Source organism: Paenibacillus sp. 10L310, assembly GCF_056395745.1.
The window spans coordinates 175,184-191,930 of record NZ_JBFTKC010000012.1 but is presented as its reverse complement, the minus strand read 5'-3'; the positions used below and the strand labels follow the sequence as shown (position 1 = coordinate 191,930).

The 16,747-nt window shown below is 47.6% G+C and carries 16 protein-coding genes; 2 read left to right on the top strand and 14 right to left on the bottom strand.

What is annotated here, in order from left to right:
* Positions 1 to 34: 34 nt before the first annotated feature.
* The 5 genes from AC1DE7_RS22720 to AC1DE7_RS22700 all read right to left on the bottom strand — a co-directional run bounded on the left by AC1DE7_RS22720 (position 35) and on the right by AC1DE7_RS22700 (position 6,109).
* Positions 35 to 679: an SDR family oxidoreductase gene (locus AC1DE7_RS22720; protein ID WP_477535239.1), complete on the bottom strand. Its 645-nt coding sequence runs from the start codon at positions 677 to 679 to the stop codon at positions 35 to 37.
* Positions 680 to 996: 317 nt separating this feature from the next.
* A complete protein-coding gene (locus AC1DE7_RS22715) occupies positions 997 to 2,178 on the bottom strand; it encodes an NAD(P)/FAD-dependent oxidoreductase (RefSeq protein ID WP_036606574.1) in 1,182 nt (393 codons plus the stop codon).
* A 24-nt stretch (positions 2,179 to 2,202) separates the two neighbouring features.
* Complete coding sequence (locus AC1DE7_RS22710; protein WP_017691658.1) at positions 2,203 to 2,649, bottom strand: DUF1641 domain-containing protein; 447 nt, start codon at positions 2,647 to 2,649, stop codon at positions 2,203 to 2,205.
* A 690-nt stretch (positions 2,650 to 3,339) separates the two neighbouring features.
* A complete protein-coding gene (locus AC1DE7_RS22705) occupies positions 3,340 to 5,139 on the bottom strand; it encodes an RNA polymerase sigma factor (protein ID WP_477535238.1) in 1,800 nt (599 codons plus the stop codon).
* A gap of 37 nt (positions 5,140 to 5,176) precedes the next feature.
* Complete coding sequence (locus AC1DE7_RS22700) at positions 5,177 to 6,109, bottom strand: hypothetical protein (RefSeq protein WP_477535237.1); 933 nt, start codon at positions 6,107 to 6,109, stop codon at positions 5,177 to 5,179.
* Positions 6,110 to 6,301: 192 nt separating this feature from the next.
* Between AC1DE7_RS22700 and AC1DE7_RS22695 the strand changes: the two genes are divergently transcribed.
* Positions 6,302 to 6,478: a CsbD family protein gene (locus AC1DE7_RS22695; RefSeq protein WP_074092719.1), complete on the top strand. Its 177-nt coding sequence runs from the start codon at positions 6,302 to 6,304 to the stop codon at positions 6,476 to 6,478.
* 381 nt (positions 6,479 to 6,859) lie between these two features.
* On the opposite strand, the gene AC1DE7_RS22690 is transcribed toward AC1DE7_RS22695, so the two are convergent.
* Both AC1DE7_RS22690 and AC1DE7_RS22685 read right to left on the bottom strand, forming a co-directional pair.
* A complete protein-coding gene (locus AC1DE7_RS22690; protein WP_477535236.1) occupies positions 6,860 to 7,423 on the bottom strand; it encodes an NAD-dependent epimerase/dehydratase family protein in 564 nt (187 codons plus the stop codon).
* Positions 7,398 to 7,646: an NAD-dependent epimerase/dehydratase family protein gene (locus AC1DE7_RS22685; RefSeq protein WP_477535235.1), complete on the bottom strand. Its 249-nt coding sequence runs from the start codon at positions 7,644 to 7,646 to the stop codon at positions 7,398 to 7,400. Before AC1DE7_RS22685 ends, AC1DE7_RS22690 begins: the two co-directional genes overlap by 26 nt.
* A gap of 152 nt (positions 7,647 to 7,798) precedes the next feature.
* On the opposite strand from AC1DE7_RS22685, the gene AC1DE7_RS22680 reads away from it, so the two are divergent.
* Complete coding sequence (locus AC1DE7_RS22680) at positions 7,799 to 8,317, top strand: cupin domain-containing protein (protein WP_477535234.1); 519 nt, start codon at positions 7,799 to 7,801, stop codon at positions 8,315 to 8,317.
* A 277-nt stretch (positions 8,318 to 8,594) separates the two neighbouring features.
* Here AC1DE7_RS22680 and AC1DE7_RS22675 read toward each other — a convergent pair whose 3' ends face one another.
* The 7 genes from AC1DE7_RS22675 to AC1DE7_RS22645 all read right to left on the bottom strand — a co-directional run bounded on the left by AC1DE7_RS22675 (position 8,595) and on the right by AC1DE7_RS22645 (position 16,652).
* Positions 8,595 to 9,674 (bottom strand): DUF1835 domain-containing protein, encoded by a 1,080-nt coding sequence (locus tag AC1DE7_RS22675; protein ID WP_477535233.1) that lies wholly within the window; start codon positions 9,672 to 9,674, stop codon positions 8,595 to 8,597.
* Between the two features lie 67 nt (positions 9,675 to 9,741).
* A complete protein-coding gene (locus AC1DE7_RS22670) occupies positions 9,742 to 10,401 on the bottom strand; it encodes a TVP38/TMEM64 family protein (RefSeq protein ID WP_076320116.1) in 660 nt (219 codons plus the stop codon).
* 267 nt (positions 10,402 to 10,668) lie between these two features.
* A complete protein-coding gene (locus tag AC1DE7_RS22665) occupies positions 10,669 to 12,270 on the bottom strand; it encodes an HNH endonuclease (protein ID WP_477535232.1) in 1,602 nt (533 codons plus the stop codon).
* Positions 12,271 to 12,314: 44 nt separating this feature from the next.
* A complete protein-coding gene (locus AC1DE7_RS22660; RefSeq protein WP_477535231.1) occupies positions 12,315 to 12,491 on the bottom strand; it encodes a hypothetical protein in 177 nt (58 codons plus the stop codon).
* A gap of 161 nt (positions 12,492 to 12,652) precedes the next feature.
* Entirely contained in the window at positions 12,653 to 13,825 is a 1,173-nt protein-coding gene (locus AC1DE7_RS22655; protein ID WP_076320117.1) for an acyltransferase, read from the bottom strand.
* 281 nt (positions 13,826 to 14,106) lie between these two features.
* The gene (locus AC1DE7_RS22650) at positions 14,107 to 15,453 is read right to left on the bottom strand and encodes a cryptochrome/photolyase family protein (RefSeq protein ID WP_477535230.1); all 1,347 of its coding nucleotides are present in this window, start codon (positions 15,451 to 15,453) and stop codon (positions 14,107 to 14,109) included.
* Between the two features lie 35 nt (positions 15,454 to 15,488).
* Positions 15,489 to 16,652 carry a response regulator gene (locus tag AC1DE7_RS22645; protein ID WP_477535229.1) on the bottom strand — a complete coding sequence of 388 codons (1,164 nt, stop codon included), beginning with the start codon at positions 16,650 to 16,652 and terminating at the stop codon, positions 15,489 to 15,491.
* Positions 16,653 to 16,747: the final 95 nt, after the last annotated feature.

Below are 16,747 nucleotides of genomic sequence, written 5' to 3'. Positions count from 1 at the left end.
ATCATTTCATTCTCCCGTTATCTTACAATAACATCTACAATTTGCCCAAAGCATCTTCAACCGGATGCTCCCCGGCAATTAGATCAAAGGCCATCCGGTACGTCTTCTCTTCCTGCAAAGAAGCCACGATTACGCGGGCTACATCTTCACGCGGGATGCTTCCCGGCTCCAGATCGGTTCCAACTGCAATCTTGCCTGTGCCCGGTTCATTCTTCAGACCACCTGGACGTATAATCGTGTAATTGAGATCACTTGCAAACAACACACGATCCGCATAATGTTTCGCCACGTAATAAGGCTTAATGGACTCTGACCATTTCTCCCGTTGATCTGCGCCATACGCACTGACCAGAATATATCTGGAGATTCCTTGCTGCTCTGCGGCTTCCATCGTTTTCACCGCACCGTCGAGATCAATAAGCAGTGTTTTGTCCTGACCGGTAGATCCGCCAGAACCCGCCGTAAACACAATGGCATTCTGATCCTTCATTGCCTCAGCCAAGTCCTCCACACTACCCTCCAGGTCACCAATTACCACATCTGCACCGAGTTCCTTCAGTGCATCCGCCTGCTCCGGTTTGCGGATCATAGCCGTTACTTTATGTTTGCCTTCCTGTGCCAGCTGCTCCACCACAAACTTTCCGATTTGTCCATTTGCTCCTATAACTAAAACGTTCATATGTCATTCTCCTCTCAGTTGAACGGATGGCTTGTTGCTGCTCCCCGTTCTTTTTATTTAAAGATACTCATCCTATAATTTAAACGAAAGCCGGCGCTTCTAAGCGCCGGCTTCATGTCCATGCCCGTTCAGTACCTCTATGAAATGTGAAGGATTCCATCGTTCCTTTAATATGCCATATCCCCTAGGTACTTTATACGCGACCTCACATTTGACCACTTCTGCCGCACCTTTTTTCCATCTGAATATCTGTTATCCTTTGTAATCGTGACAACCAAAAAGGACGCCCAAAAGGGCGCCCTTGAATGGCATTAAGATTAGTAAGCCAGTGCGAACAAACCGTGAATATGAGCCAGGTAACGGATGTTACTTGCTTCTTTCATCATGGTTGCAGGCAGACCTTTCAGACGAGTCTGGTTGCCACCGATCATGCCGACAGCATCTTTACGACCCAGACTTCCCAGCGTACCGGAGAATACTGGTGTGAAGGATTCCATTGCGCCACCTTTGAACATAACGCCCAAGTTGTGACCAATAGTCTCACCCATTTGCCAAGCCAATTGTGCTGTTGGAGGGTAAGGGCGAGCGCCTTCGCTAGGGAAGACCACTGCGCTGTCACCAGCAACAAACACGTCTTTGTGAGAAGTAGATTGCAGAACTTCCGTAACTTTCGCACGGCCACGATCCACTTCAATTCCGCTGTTAGCAACAACAGCGTTGCCTTGTACGCCACCTGTCCATACGAGTGTGTTCGTAGGGATGGAGCTGCCGTCTTTCAGCAGAACTTCGTTTTCTTTCATCTCGGTAATCGCTACGCCAACGATGAAGTTAACGCCACGTTTCTCAAGACTTGATTTAGCACGTTCAACCAGCTCTGGCGGGAATCCTGCAAGGATGGAAGGACCTGCTTCAACTGTGTACAGGGATACTTCTTTGAAGTCGATGCCTTTTTCTTGACATACAGCAGGAAGCAGGTCAGCGAATTCGCCAACAAGCTCAATACCTGTCAAGCCGCCGCCACCAATAACAAACGTAGCGTCTGCTTTGTTGCCGGACTGTTTGTAAGCATCAAGACGTGCTTCAACGTGTGCACGAATACGGTTTGCATCGCTAACCGATTTGAGCGTGAAGCTGTACTCTTGCAATCCCGGAATTCCGAAGAATGCCGTTTCGCTGCCCAAGGCAACAACAAGTGCATCGTAAGAGTATGTGGAGCCGCTGGTCATCAGAACTTTTTTCTCGTCCGGCTTGATTGTATCCACCGTATCGATTTTCAAGTTCACGTTTTTGCCACGCAGCAATTTTTCAAGTGGAAGAGCAACTGCTTGTTCAGCAATGCTTCCCGCTGCAAGACGGTGCAGTTCCGTGATAATTTGGTGTGTAGGGTAACGGTTCACGACAGTAATTGTCGCTTCTTCCGGAGACAAGTATTGACGCGCAGTCAATGCAGTCAACAGACCGCCGTATCCTCCACCCAAGATCAAAATTTGCTTCGACATATCCATCCTCCGTTCTTCTAAGTCTTAACGTTTCGGTTGTTGACGCTCGTTCAAGATGCTCAAGAAAGATTGAGCAAAACGAAGCGATTGTTGTACGTTTGGATCTTTAAGCATTTTCAGCATAGCGAACAAGCCAACTGAAGTTTGCTCTGTTTGCGCACGGTCATTGGCTTCGATGGCAGCAGAAGCTACACCTTTAGCTTTGTCTACAACAGGCTTAGCGAACTCGCCCATTGCGCTCATTGTGTCGCTGATCAGAACTTTGTCTGTTGCTACACTTTGTGCAAAGTCATAAGCTTTTGTCATAGCAGTAACCATTTCAGCCAATTTAGGCAGGTTCTCCACCAGAACGGTTAAAGACTCCTGTACCTCAGGCTTCATCAGTTGATCCAGAACGTCCAAGGACTGGCGCTCGGAAACGTTGGCACCTTCTGTAACTGGCACCTCTTGTTGAGTAGGCGATTGTGACATAAGAGAAAGTCCTCCTTTACTTTGGGATAGAAGTCCGCGACTTTCATGATGCCTGTCAAGCAGAGCCGAACCACAAAATACATCGAATACATTTAAATGTACCAAATTTCACACAATAGGATGAGCGTAGCTCAGGGCCACTCCCATATCATGCATTGTATCTTGGATCTATTGCGGACAACATGTGTTGACGCACAAAACGACAAGCAGGCCGAAACCGAACTCTATACCCTTATATTACACCTCTTACACATGAACATGAAAAAGAAATTTTTTACACTTGTGAAGATATTGTGAACATTGTAACAAAATCGATTTTTTTGTCAACCCATGAAGGCAAGCTAACCCCGCCGATCCTCCTGTCCAAGATCCGTATTCCTACCACATGTGGTATTAAGACAAGATCACATATGACCAGATGTGCGATATGTACACAAGGAAGGATTTGTTTATCCAAATGTTCAGGAATTGTTTTCCAATATCACAATTTTCATGCAACGAAATTGGTCACTGTCGTTATTATGCAGCGTTGGGCTCAGCCTTATTCCAACATTGAGACATCTTTTCTATTTCAAGTATGAACCTCTTGCGTCACGAATGCAAAAAAAAGACAGAAAGAAGGCCTGACGGATCGCCCTGCCTCCTGATACTCGTTTTCACTTTTTGCCCGATCTGATCGGTACAATTAGGTCAAACCATAACTATTTCTGGGGAATACTGATCCATTTCTTCAAGCAATGCTTTTATTGCAACGACGGCGGCTCGCTCCAATTCCTCCACTTCCAGCAGTATCGAGATGGCCTGATCCGCATGAAGCTTCTCATTAGGCAGTCCTCCATCTGGAAAAGGAAATAATTCTGCGAGTGTATTTAACTTTTGAGACATGTTTCGATATAACTCTTCTGCCTGAAGACAGAATGGAATCAAGTTGGAATAGCAGGCAGTCGAAGCCCACTTTAGAGAAAGTTCTTTGAAAAACTCACTTGCATAACGTCTTGCATCCCACAAAACCGCAATGTTATAAGCGTGACCGTTCGGTTCTACCCGTCTGTATTCTAGGGCTTCTCTCCAGACTGCATAGGCAGCCACACCACTGACTGTGTTCGGCAAGGTATACGGGTCCTCTCCACGATAATGAGCCAACGCAGCTGTCAGTGCCGCGTGCAAGTTCATTTCTCGTATCATGCCATCTGATTCCGCTGCCAGTACAAATACTTCCTGATTCACGCCCCGGCCTACATGATCATAGGGAATTGTTCCTGATTTAATGAAATCGGTACCGTATAGGGTCCGGGCTGCATCATCATAGCCATAGATCAACCCGAATTCGGGAATATTCAGGTCCCACACGACGGCCGGAATTCCCCGATGAATGGCGTAACGTACCAGGGAGAGTGCCTGAACAAGTCTTGGATTAAGCAACCTTTTCCCCTTCGCTTTCTCCTCTAGCATCGAAGGATCGACCAGATTGGCATTGAGTCCCGCTTCGCTCGCCAAAGCCTCAACCGCATGGGAACGATAACCCATATGTTGCAATCCTCTTGTAAGCACCTCTTTGAAGTTATAGGCGGTAGGTCCAGCAATATGTATGTCCTGAGGCAGGATGGTCAAACGAAAAGAAAGTCCACTCATCCCCATAACCATGGGGAGAGACGGAGATGGACCGATATAACCTAACATCTCGTGAATGGATGCTGCTGCCGAGTTCCAGGTTTGGGGAGTCCGAAACGAAAGGGGTTCCTCCAGAGTCACTCGATTTTGCCCGAGTGAATTCCACTCTGCCAGCATTTCTTCTACAGATAAATGAATATGAAGCTGAGACACTTTTTTACGTGAACGGGACAGAATTTGATACACATTGGCACTTGTCAGGTTGAATTTGCAGGCCATTTCTTGCGGTGACAGCTGCTCCATCCAATATGATGTGAAGACCTGTTGTTCTCTTTCATTCAGACAACCCAACAGCCTGTGGAGATTGTTCCTCATTTCCTGCTGAGCAACAGCTTGATACGGATCATAGCCTGTCTCCTGCGATCTCCAATTTGAGTCATTCAAAAGATGATTCAGCGTCATGTCGAGCGAGTCTTGATCGCTCCATGAGGCATCATCGGCTCCAAATCCAAATGCAAAGAACGAAGAAAAGTGTTCTTCCCGCTGCTGCTTTTGGCGTTGCATATGTGAGTATGCCTGATTACGCACAATGCGCTGCATCCAGGCCATAAAACGCTCAGCATTCTGAAGCTGTCCCATATGAATGAACGCACGAATAAGCCCATCCTGTAAAATGTCTTCTGCAAGATAAGAATCATACATAAGTGCTCGCACATAACGAAACAATTGCCCACGGTAACGGTGAATCAACTCTCCAAAGGCCTCTGTATCCCCAGTTTGGGCTCGTTGGATAAGCGCGATATCCGGCTCCTTTTGCCGATCCTCTAATATCTCATCTTCCCCTGACCTGATATGGCGATTGTTAGTTAATCCATCCATGTATATCTCCCTTTCTTATAGCGCCGCTTCACTTTCATTACTCCATCTTCAAAATAGAAGCTTCGATCATGGCTTCCGTCTCCGCGAGTGCCACCATGATTGTCGCAGCAGCCTCCCAGTTCCGAGAGACAAGACGGGATTGGCATTCCCCGAATTGACGGGATTGTGCGTATTTCAAAGCAGAAAGGTCAGGATGGATTGTGTTAAAAAACAAACCATAATCATGGGCACGACGCGCGCCTACTGGCAGAGCAAAATACACATAATGAGCCCACTCATTATCATCGATTGCTCCAGCACGAACCTGTTCCGCCTTATGCAGAATGGCTGATGCTCCGGTTCGTCCTTCCTGTGCAGCAATATCATGGGTCTGTTCTGTAAGGGTTGATTTGAACCAAGTGAAAGCCCGGCGGTTAATCTCCTCCAGATCAGGATGTTCAATGCGTTCAGGACTCCACCATCGTCGATACACACCGCTACTCCATGGGAATTCAGACTTCCATGCTTCCTCAAGTTTATCCAGTGTCAGGAAGACATTCGGAAATCCAGCCGGGTCATGCAGGCATATTTCATCGCCACTCATATTGAGCGCCACTACATAATGATCGCAACCACCCAGATTGGGAGAGTTGGGATTGTAGACGAGTTTGCCCATATCCAGCGGCCCCATCATCACAGGGCCCTGCTTCAAAACCTCTCTTAGCTCATCTACAGGCATCTCCGTACCCCGTGCTTGCACACTTTCGCGCACACTAAATCCCAGAATGCTCATCGCCTTGCTGATGGCCAGATCAGGACTGGAGGTACAGTTATCAAAAAAAAGCATATCTTCCTGCGTTCGAAAGGCCCCTAGTGAAAAGCCACCGATGGTTTCTAGCAGACCGGGATCTATCTTTTCTCCAATGGACGACAGCAGCATTGAAGCTGAATTGGCGTAGCAATACGCACCATTTCCAATATAATTGCTCATATCATAACATCCTCTCATTCCTTTAATGAAGCACGCAATTATGCAATGCCTATACTTATACTGACTCTTCGTACAGATCATTTCTGACAGAATATCCAGAACAAATTTCTGACCGCCATGAAATAGTGAACGTTTAGAATGCGGACATCCCGGTTAATAAGGACTACACCAGAAACGAAGGAGATGTTCGATATGAGTAATTCAACTGGCGACAAAATCAAAGCAGGCGTAAATAAAGCCAAAGGCGAAGTGAAGGATCAGATCGGTAATGCAACCAACAACAGATCCCTTCAGGCTGAGGGTAAAAAAGACAAAGCCAAAGGTGCTGTACAGGATAAAATTGCCGACATTAAAAAAGATCATCACTAGATCCTTTTAATGTGAGGTCCAACAGCACGAAGATTTCGTGCAATAGATCGTTTTAAAACAGCCAGACCGTCCGTGTTCGGAAGCTATCCGAAAATGAGACGGTGGCGCAAAAAAGCCAAGGAAGGTGTTACTCAATACACCCTTCCCTGGCTTTTTTTGTGCATTTTATACTGCTGGAACTGCGTATCTTGCCATATCGATAATGAAACTGCGCGTTTCCCTTGTTGTATGGTATTCACGGCTGAACTGTCTGACCCATTCGGGATGTTCCCGATACCAACGGAAAGTTTTTTCCAATCCCTTTTCCAACGTGGTTTGCGGTAACCATCCCAATTCCGCTCGCAATCTGCCTGAGTGCACGACCAGACTGGATCCTCTGGATTAGGTTGGTTCCTGCTCCCGAATCTCTACAGCAGCTACGGATCGATCCATTGGTTTCAAGATCTCCCCGATCTCCTGCATGGTTGTTCCAAGCCCTGTTGATATGTTGTAGACCTGTCCGTCTTTGCCTTTTAGCATGATCTGTTCAATGGCCCGGAGGGCATCATCTACATACAAGAAATCACGCACTGCCGATCCCTGAATATCCAGAGGCAGTCCGTCCAACATCCGACCAAAATTTCGGGGAATAATACGGTCTGGCAACTGCCATGGACCATAGAGGTTGGTCAAACGAAAGAGTTTGACTGGAAGCTGGTAACATTGAGCATAGGAGTGAGCCAGCATTTCACACGCGACTTTGGACGCGGAATAAGGAGAGACGGGTGCATACGGATCTGATTCATGATAGACTCTGCCCCAATCGCCGCCATACACTTCAACGGATGAAGCCAGCAAGACTGGAATGTGATGTTCCGTAGCATATTGCAGGACAGCCTGTGTGCTGAGTGTATTATTGCGGAAAACTTCCCCTGGCTGATTATACGAATAATCCACGTGTGGCATGGCCGCCAGATGGATAATGTAATCCTGTTCCTGGAGGTAGATGAATCCGGTCTGATGCAAGGTCACAACAGATGAACGGCATCTCGTGCAGAGGAGAGATATGAACCAGCCTCTGACAGTAATCATCCCGATCCAGAAGGGTAATTCGATGCCCTTTTTGCGCCAAATACTGTGAAAGATTAAATCCCACAAATCCAGAAGCCCCTGTAATCACAATGTTCACACACGATTCCCCCTTGCGATTTATACAACGAGTGCATTGAAGAGAGTTTATGTACTGAGTATACCCTTAAAATGATACATTTTGTATCATTTTACAATTGTTTTTTGTTCGTCCTTGAGGTTATCGGGTAATTTATAGTGAGGTGATGTGAGATGAATGAACGGAAAAAGGACATAGAGACGTTATTCTTTCAGGATGACGGTGTAATTCCCAATCATCCGACCCTGCCTGTGCTTTTGTATAAGAATGTATGGGCTGAAGAGGCCCTTCACGCAGAATCGTTGCTGAACCGTAATGGATGGGGAAATAGCTGGTTGAATGGTGTGTTCAATTATCATCATTATCATAGTAATGCTCATGAGGCTCTTGCTGTGGTGAGTGGATTCGTGAAACTGATTTTAGGCGGAGAAAACGGTCAGAAAGTTTACCTTCAAACAGGCGACGTTGTCGTTCTTCCAGCTGGAACAGGGCATAAACGTCTGGAGTCCAGCACTGATTTTCGTATTGCAGGAGCTTATCCAGGCGGCATGAGTTACAACATACGCACAGGTGAGGAAGACGATAGTGCCAAGGCTCTTCAGGAAATTGGAAAGGTTCCGATCCCGGTTACCGATCCGGTCTATGGACAGCACGGACCGCTACTAGAAATCTGGAATGGGAAGAAATCATAATACAAATGAGGATCATAAAGATGAATGTTATTGGACAATGCACAAGCGAAGCTGGTTCGGTACTTAACGAGAAAAAATAGACTGTTCCCCGGACAAGTAGGAGTTACTCACCGGTGGAACAGTCTATTTAAGTGTTAAGTCTGAACAGCTGGTATCGGGAACTCTTCGTGATCATCTTACTATATGGGCAAGGAACTGCTCAAATCTTCCGTCTTATTTCAAACTTCGCGATCTCGTCGCTTGTTTTTCTATCCGTGCGTTTCAGCCTTAGTCCCTTTCAGCGCTCGGCAAGCCGAATACTGTAATACCTCATTGCAAGTGGCTTTCCATCCATTTCAAGTTGGCCTTGCAGCACCAGTTGTCGTAGACGGTACTCCACGAACGCATCACTTATATGCTGGCTACTTGTACCAATCACTTCACCCACAATACGAGCTGCTCGGATATACTTGCCTGGCTCCCAGTTCGGTGTCAGTTCCCTCACCTTCTGCATAATGTACTCGTCCAACGCATCTTCAGTTAAGCTCCGAATCACGCCATTCTCCATCATACGTAATAGCCCAGGCTGTACCGAAAGTTCCAGCCAATCCTGTTCCAGTTGGCGGCGTTCTCCCTTGGACAGCGGCTCTTGCTCAGAGCAGACGTGCCACATCGCCAGAAGCTTTTCCGGAAGAATCTCGCCTGTGTGGAGCACATCGTATTGAACGTCAGGTCTATCAAATAATTGCTTATATAAGCCACTCGTTTCGATAAGATATATGGGACTCTCGGTGTTCCGCAATAGATACATGGCATAGAGTAGTCCCGTCTTCTCCCGTGCATTATTCGCATACCAGATAATGATCGACGTCTTGGAATCAAAGGACTGTATTGTGGCGTTGAGCTCAAATAATGATTCCAGTTCATGCATGCCATATGCCTCACGGTCATTGAGACACATTCGTTCGGTCAGCCAGAGATGCCTGCGTTGCAAGTCTGCACGCCGGGTCAGATCACCTAACGGCCCTACCGCATAATTATCATCTATAGAAAAAAAACTCCGTTTTTCCTGATCAGGTAATGTACTCATTCTCATTTTCAGACTACTCAGAGGTGATTCTCCAAACGTAATATGAATTTCATTTGGCTTGTCGACCTCGGAGAGAGCTTGTTGTTCCAGACGCCCCAGATCAAAAGGGATATCCATATTCCGAAACAGTGACTGTACCGCTTCCGCAAAATCCACCTTTTCGCCTTGCTCTTCCTGCCGCTTGACCACTTGTGCTGATTTCATATAGAGCACACGCAGTACTGAACGAAGTTCATCTTCACTCATACGATTTATCGTTCGGCTGAATGCATAGATATTATCATTCATGCTGGGTCCTCCTTCGAGCTAACGAGATTACTGAAATCCTATATCTTCGCACTGATCATTCTTTTATTCATGAAGAAATCGATTTTCCAGCGGGTTGATTCAGATCATGTAGATCTTCACCATCTGACGATGAACGGGTAAAGTGTCGCTCCAGTTTGCGGCTTGCCCACAGGGATACCGCAATGAACAGTAATACGCCTACCCAGCGTATTGGGTGCTCCAGAAATTGTTCCACATTGGAACCGATATACGTAACAGAGAAGATCATGATCGCTTTACCACAGCCCACCGCAAGCAGGAAAGATAATAATCGCATTCGCGCGATACCTGCCGCCACATTAATAATGACAAACGGACCTACCGGGAAGATACTCAGCAGAAAAACATAACTGAATGCATTCCTTCGAATCCATACCATGCTGCGTTGCACACGAGGTTTGCGTGCCCATCGCTCTACAAAAGCGGATTTCCCAATCTCCCGTACGATCAGGAACGTAACGGTACAACCGAGGACCATACCGATCCATGAATATATAAATCCTGCCCACAGACCGTATACCGCACCGTTTACGCCCACAATCAACAGCGTTGGAAGCGGTGGTACAAATGATTTCATAAACGTAAGCAAAATTCCCGGTAACGGGCCCAGGGAGCGAAACTTCTCCAGCCAGAAACGAATATTTTCTTCCGTAATATATGACATAATGTCCAATGCTGCCGGGGTCATCTGCATCCATCCAATCTATACAGTCTAAGTTCTCAGGTTTGATGTTCACTATACATTTCATCATTCATATGGATGATGAAGCTTCTTTAGTAACTCCCTCCCAGTATAACGTACATCTTCGATGAACACCGTTGTCAATTTGAAGAAATTATTGCACAGCGAACTGACTTCCCACCCAAATCAAAATTAAATCAAAAAAGCACACCTCGACCTCTGTGGTCTTGGTGTGCTCTTCATATCGAAACCCCAATCCATCTTCGGGGCATATTATCCTTCTTCCAGCTGCGCTTCCTGCATGGCCAGTTCAATCAGTTCTGCCTGATGGGCAGCATTCCATTCGGGAATACCGGAACGCATGAACTCTTCGGCATCCATCGCTGCTTTGGACTGGTTGCACAGATTACAGGCGCAGACACAGTTGAGCGGAGTGGTATGTCCACCTTTGGCACGCGGCAGCAGATGGTCAATCGTATCTCCATACGATCCACAGAAGTAACAAGTGTAGTGATCCCGGGTTAAAATATACCGCTTGAAATCCTTGTTGCTGAACAATCGGCGAATCGTGTACCGATTCACCACCACAGCGGCTTTTTCCTTGACCAGCGTGACCGCAAGCTCCATGTCCACTTCCTGATGCCAGCGTCTGCCCTTGTCCGTCTTGCCCCTCATCCGTACCATGCCTTGTCGGTTGGTCCGGAGCGAAGCCGGATCTTCCGGGTCAATGGCCACCGGGGCCGACGGGGTCTGGCGGCGGGGACGGCCATCCGTGCCAGCCCCGTGGCTACGGCTGGCATGCGCGGGTCGCTGCCCAGATGCAACGCGGGCAGCGTCTTCGCCGTTCGCCTTGGGCGCACGCTCTTTGCGCGCCTGGCGCGGCTTGGACCCTGGCGAGCCAGGCTGGCGCACGGGCGCAGGAGGCCCTGCCTCCGTAGCGGCCCCCGGCGCTTGCCCAGGCTCGCGCCCGGTGGCGGCAGGCTGTGCCTCCGCCGCCGTAGGCGCAGCGACCGTGGTGGCATCGCCACGGTCGCTACGTGCCGGCGCATGGGCCTCAGCAGCTACGCTGCGGGCCTGCCCTGCGCCGGGCGCGAGCGCGGCAACACGCTTGCGGCGCCGCTTGCGCTTGCGTTTGGCTGCGGTCGGTTGATCCGCAGCCATTGGCTCTGCCGCCGCAGTCTGCTCGGCGGCCTGCACTGCAGCGGCTGCTCGCGCGCCAGCCCGCTGTGCACTGCCTTTTTCATTCGCAGCAGCATGCCCCTGCGAATGCCCTTCTTCCCCACGCCAGTGCTCACCTGGCTGTGGCTTATCTCCTACCTCACCTGCCAAACCATCATGCTCCAGACTTGTCTCTCTCAGCTCATTGCCCGTCATGCTCTCTGATCGCTTGCTCTTCCTCCGTCTTCTCCTCTTCTTCCGTATACCCGAAGAAGAGGGTGGCGAAGCCACCAACTCAGCGCGTTCATCGTCATTCGAAGAACTTGAGTCTACTGATGGTTGAGACACCAGAATTCTGTCAGACTCAGCCAACGTAGCAGATCCTTGCTCCATACCATGGGAGGTACGACCTACCTCATCTCTCGCAGATGCAGAGGGTCTGGCAGTAACAGCACGTGTCTCCAAGCCATCCCGTTGATGCTTGATCCGTTCATTCGTTCGTCCGCTCACGCTTGAACCTGACTCGTGGTCAGCTTGTCCACCAAGTTGGCGACAGCTGCGGCAGGCTCCACGCCTGGCTCCGGGACCTGCCCGCTTTCCGGTTCTGCGCCGGAATTCGGACATCGGCCGCTGTTGTCCGCAATACATACACGTTTTGCTCAGTCGCGCTTCTTGTTCCGTCTTTCCTTGCCGGAAAGGGGCTGGACCCGTCTCCATGTTGTCACCTCGGTTCCGTATGAATCCGGTTTCTTTCTATTGTATCACATCTGCTCGTGAACACCCTCATGGCCATAGGCCTGATAATCTTTCGAGTTGTACTCCTGTGTCTGTTCACTGCATTCGTGAAGAATGTGTTCCACATATTCCAATATATCCTGCATCGGTCTCCCGCATTTTTCGCATGTTGTCATTATATTCACCTTAATCCTGTTATCCATAATGTATTATCGTTCCGCCTTATGATTACCCCGCATACATGAAAAAGAAACACTCGTTCCCCATATTACACATATCTGCATACATCAAAAAACCGCTTCCTGCTCTCCCCTAAGGTCGACCAAGAAACGGTTTATTATTCCTGTGTTGGAAATACATCTTATCAAACGTCCAGTTGGCCCGAGTTCTGCTGTGGGACCAGACGTGGTTTGGGTTTTGGCAGATTGCCAAAGATGACCCATGCATATGGAACAAACCTTGCCGTCAATCCAACGACGATCCACGAAGCGATTAGAGCTACACCGAATCCTCCGGCATACCATAGATGCACTAACCACGAAACTCCTGTTTGAGGTGGATAATTCCGATACACCAACAGGAAGAATGGATGAATCAGATAGATGCCAAAGGACAATGCCCCAAGCCGATTCAGCGGCTTGACGATGAGTGACGGCCCTTTGCGATAGAGCAGATAGGCAATCTGGATAAGCACCAGCGCACAAGCAAAGGTATGCACATTCCAGAAGAATTCATACCACAGTGTGTTATATGTTGCGATCTTCAGACGCAGCAGGTAATAGATATACACATGGCCAAGTCCGGCAATGATCCATACCGCCCAGAGCAGAATCCATGAAGCTACGCGTCCTTTGGTTGCATTGGCCCGACTGATGACAAACCATTGCTTGATTTTAGGGAAATACACTCCGATAAAAGCACCCAGCATGAAATAGGAGAAGTACGAGAACGCCCAGCTTCCCTTGTTGGGTACCTGGAATCCATATTTATTACTTACGATGAATGCCCATTGAATCAATAGTCCAATCGGAACAGACCATTTCACCACAGAAGGATATTTCTTAAGCAACCATAACACTAATGGGAATAACAGATAAAATTGCATGTTAATAAACACAAAGTACAGATGTGTATAGGCCTTACCTGTAAACAATTTCGTGATAAAACTTACTGCCGATTCGCCGAAAGGTCGGCCCTGATAATGCGTGAAATGTAGCAAAACAAAATACATCAATGAAAACAAGAAGTACGGAAGCAAAATATACACAAATCTTTTCTTGTAAAAGTTACTCACAAGTTTCTTATCCAGCGGACGAGAATAATAGTTATAGAACAGCACAAAACTGCTCATAAAAATAAAGGTTGGCGTACCATATTTCATAAAGATATTAATAAAATTGTACAGCCAGTAGTAGCCTGAGCCCGTCATGTCCACCGTCGCATAGGACGTGGAATGCACGCTGAGTACGCCGATAATTGCCAAGGCACGAACCAGGTTCAGCTCTGGAATTCGCTCTCTTTTCAGTGTTTCACTCATTTTAAAGTTTCTCCTTAATGTGTTCGTCAAAATGTCAGATATGACTTAATACAATAAAGCTCTCTATCTATTAAAAGCCATAATGCTTAAGAAGGGTAGTCCAATTTCTTAACAATTCCTAAATTTTCAACACATTTCACACTATTTTCATGTCTATATATGTAAAAAAGACCGCGAGTACGCGGTCTGTGGAACATCCTGCTCTCAACCAAATGAATATTGGATCAACCGGATGAGAATGGTAAATTTGGGTTTGGGCATGCATCCCGCCCTGACTGAGTCTACTTCGCACGACTCGCCAGAATCTGTTTATACACGTCAATCGCTGCCTGTCTCGATGCCTTCAGATCAACAATGGCATCTTTGCGTGGCTGATGGATGTCCTTGCTATGCAGATCCTTCAATTCAGGCAACCACTTGCGAATATAATCACCTTGCGGATCATATTTCTCGGATTGTGTTACCGGATTGTTCACGCGAAAATACGGAGCCGCATTCTCACCAAGCGAGGCACACCATAACCAGTTACCACGGTTTTGAATGTTATCATAGTCACGCAGCTTGCGCCTGAAATAAGCTTCGCCCAAGGTGAATGGGCATTGCAGGTTTTTGGTGAGAAACATCGCCGTGAGAATCCGTAGCCGGTTTGGCATATGTCCGGTTTCATTCAGTTCCGTCATCGCTGCATCAATAATCGGAATGCCAGTCTCCGCCTTGCACCACCGTTCAAAGTGATCATCATGGAGAGCCGAGAGATCGTACACCTTTTCATATGTAAAATAGTGACTCTCATAGACCGCTCGATACAGATAGAAGTCACGGAAGCACAACTGCCTGATCCATTCCCCAGCCTCAGCCGTGCGACTCGCCGCATCATACATTTTGCGAATGGATACAGCTCCCACAGCTACGTAAGAACTGAGATGACTCGGCTCGTACGCCTCATATTCATCCCGATGATCCCCGTATTCAGCAATTCGATCCGACAAAAATTGATCCAACAGCAGGTGCGGGTCCTCGTCATTCGAACCACTGCCCTCCAGCAACTCCGGAGGTACCTGCATTGCATCCGGCCATTCAATCTGACGATCACTCACCTTCAACGCTGCAACCGTTGTTGCCGAAGGAGGGTTGGGATGTTCATTCATGAATTCCACCCACCGCCGATGGAAAGCCGCAAATACCTTATATGGCTCCGACTTGCCTGTAAAATTGGCAAATCCATTCAGATCCATCAGCAGATGATCCGTCAGTTGTGTGAACGTAACCTCGTGCGCCTCACTGACTTTGCGTATGGCCCTATCCCGCTCGATTGCATATGGCGTCATGTCCCGATGGACCACAATCTCGTTAATCTCACCTTTGAATTCGTTCAGGATGAATTCAACCACTTCAGCCGGTTTGCCGTAAGCAACATGCAGTTTTCGTTTGGCTTCAAGATACTGTCTGCCTAATTCCGCTGCGTGCTGCCTGAAATTCACACCGCTGTGTTCCTTCTCTCGGCCTTGCCGCAGGAGGAATGAATCATAGATGAGAACATGCACACTCTCTTCTTGGTGTTCCCGCAAATAATCGAATGCGGCCAGATCATCCGTACGCAAATCTTTGCGGTGTATGAATAGCTTCATGCTCACCCTCCTGTCTGAACTTACATTACATACGTTTATTTGTCCGTCAGGTTCTTATATAACCTGCTTGTTTCGGGCTCGGGCTGATACCCCAGATCCTCATTTAATGTCAATGTAAATGAATGATATAAACGAAGTATGCCTTGCTGATCATCCATGGATGCATACACTTCCATCATGAGTCGGCAGATCTCTTCCGAATAAGGCTCCCGTTCCTGTAATATCGTTAATTGCTCAATCGCTTCCTTGCCACGACCATGCTCCATGTCCCATCTCGCGATATCCATAACTAGCGCTGTATACTTGCGTCTGAGTTCCCTTGCTTTGGCCTGTGCCCAATGATAATCATGCTCTTCCAGATAATCGCCACGATAAAGCGGAATCATATGCCTCAAGTCATCGACATTGTCGGATGTGATGACATGGTAAACCATGGATTTTTCAAATTGATCCACATCACTTACCAGATTGCCTGATAACAGACGATAACGGTTCATATTGTACTCCAGCTTGCCTGTCATGTTCCATTCCTTAAGTAGCTTTCGAATCTGGTACACGGAAGTATGTAGATGGGTTAATCCCTTTTCCTGGGAAACATCACCCCATAGCTTATCCAGCAGAATCTCCTTGCTTACCCATTCTTCCCTGTGATGAAACAAAAAAGCAAACAATTCCTGTGATTTGGTTGTGCGCCACTTATGTTTCTTGGCACCCTGATCCAAGCTTCTGTAGATATCCAGATGTTTGAACGTAAGCAACCCCGGAACTTCAGTATCCAACTCCACAGGTACAGGTTCCGATCCCTGTACCTCGGCGGTGGCTGCAACTTGAGAATTATGCGACATTATACCCGCGATTCGATCAACGGTTTTGGCCAATCGGGCGGAGCTTACCGGTTTCAGTACATAATCCAGTGCATGCAGCTCAAATGCTTCCACTGCATGATCCGCATAAGCCGTAACAAAGATAATACGAATACTCTGATCCAATTGCTGTATATATTCAGCCGCTTCCAGGCCATTCATCTCCGGCATTCCAATGTCCAAAAATACAACATCTACACGTTCCTTTGCCAGAAAATGAAGACCATCACGAGCTGTTGAAAAACATTGCACGGGTGTAATTCGTCCGTCCGTTCGTAGTAGTCGCTCCAGATGAAGCTGCGCTGGCTTCTCATCATCGATCACAATGGCTCTCACCGTTCTTTCAGCCTCCTGCCATGAAAGATTCAATAGGAATACCGATTTTATCGGCACCCCCTAGTCTGTTAACCATAATTGCTTCACTCGGCACA

Excerpts from the sequence above, each read along its gene's own strand:
- AC1DE7_RS22720 (WP_477535239.1), bottom strand. The coding sequence starts at position 679 with ATGAACGTTTTAGTTATAGGAGCAAATGGACAAATCGGAAAGTTTGTG.
- AC1DE7_RS22715 (WP_036606574.1), bottom strand. The coding sequence starts at position 2,178 with ATGTCGAAGCAAATTTTGATCTTGGGTGGAGGATACGGCGGTCTGTTG.
- AC1DE7_RS22710 (WP_017691658.1), bottom strand. The coding sequence starts at position 2,649 with ATGTCACAATCGCCTACTCAACAAGAGGTGCCAGTTACAGAAGGTGCC.
- AC1DE7_RS22705 (WP_477535238.1), bottom strand. The coding sequence starts at position 5,139 with ATGGATGGATTAACTAACAATCGCCATATCAGGTCAGGGGAAGATGAG.
- AC1DE7_RS22700 (WP_477535237.1), bottom strand. The coding sequence starts at position 6,109 with ATGAGCAATTATATTGGAAATGGTGCGTATTGCTACGCCAATTCAGCT.
- AC1DE7_RS22695 (WP_074092719.1), top strand. The coding sequence starts at position 6,302 with ATGAGTAATTCAACTGGCGACAAAATCAAAGCAGGCGTAAATAAAGCC.
- AC1DE7_RS22690 (WP_477535236.1), bottom strand. The coding sequence starts at position 7,423 with ATGCCACACGTGGATTATTCGTATAATCAGCCAGGGGAAGTTTTCCGC.
- AC1DE7_RS22680 (WP_477535234.1), top strand. The coding sequence starts at position 7,799 with ATGAATGAACGGAAAAAGGACATAGAGACGTTATTCTTTCAGGATGAC.
- AC1DE7_RS22675 (WP_477535233.1), bottom strand. The coding sequence starts at position 9,674 with ATGAATGATAATATCTATGCATTCAGCCGAACGATAAATCGTATGAGT.
- AC1DE7_RS22670 (WP_076320116.1), bottom strand. The coding sequence starts at position 10,401 with ATGACCCCGGCAGCATTGGACATTATGTCATATATTACGGAAGAAAAT.
- AC1DE7_RS22665 (WP_477535232.1), bottom strand. The coding sequence starts at position 12,270 with ATGGAGACGGGTCCAGCCCCTTTCCGGCAAGGAAAGACGGAACAAGAA.
- AC1DE7_RS22660 (WP_477535231.1), bottom strand. The coding sequence starts at position 12,491 with ATGGATAACAGGATTAAGGTGAATATAATGACAACATGCGAAAAATGC.
- AC1DE7_RS22655 (WP_076320117.1), bottom strand. The coding sequence starts at position 13,825 with ATGAGTGAAACACTGAAAAGAGAGCGAATTCCAGAGCTGAACCTGGTT.
- AC1DE7_RS22650 (WP_477535230.1), bottom strand. The coding sequence starts at position 15,453 with ATGAAGCTATTCATACACCGCAAAGATTTGCGTACGGATGATCTGGCC.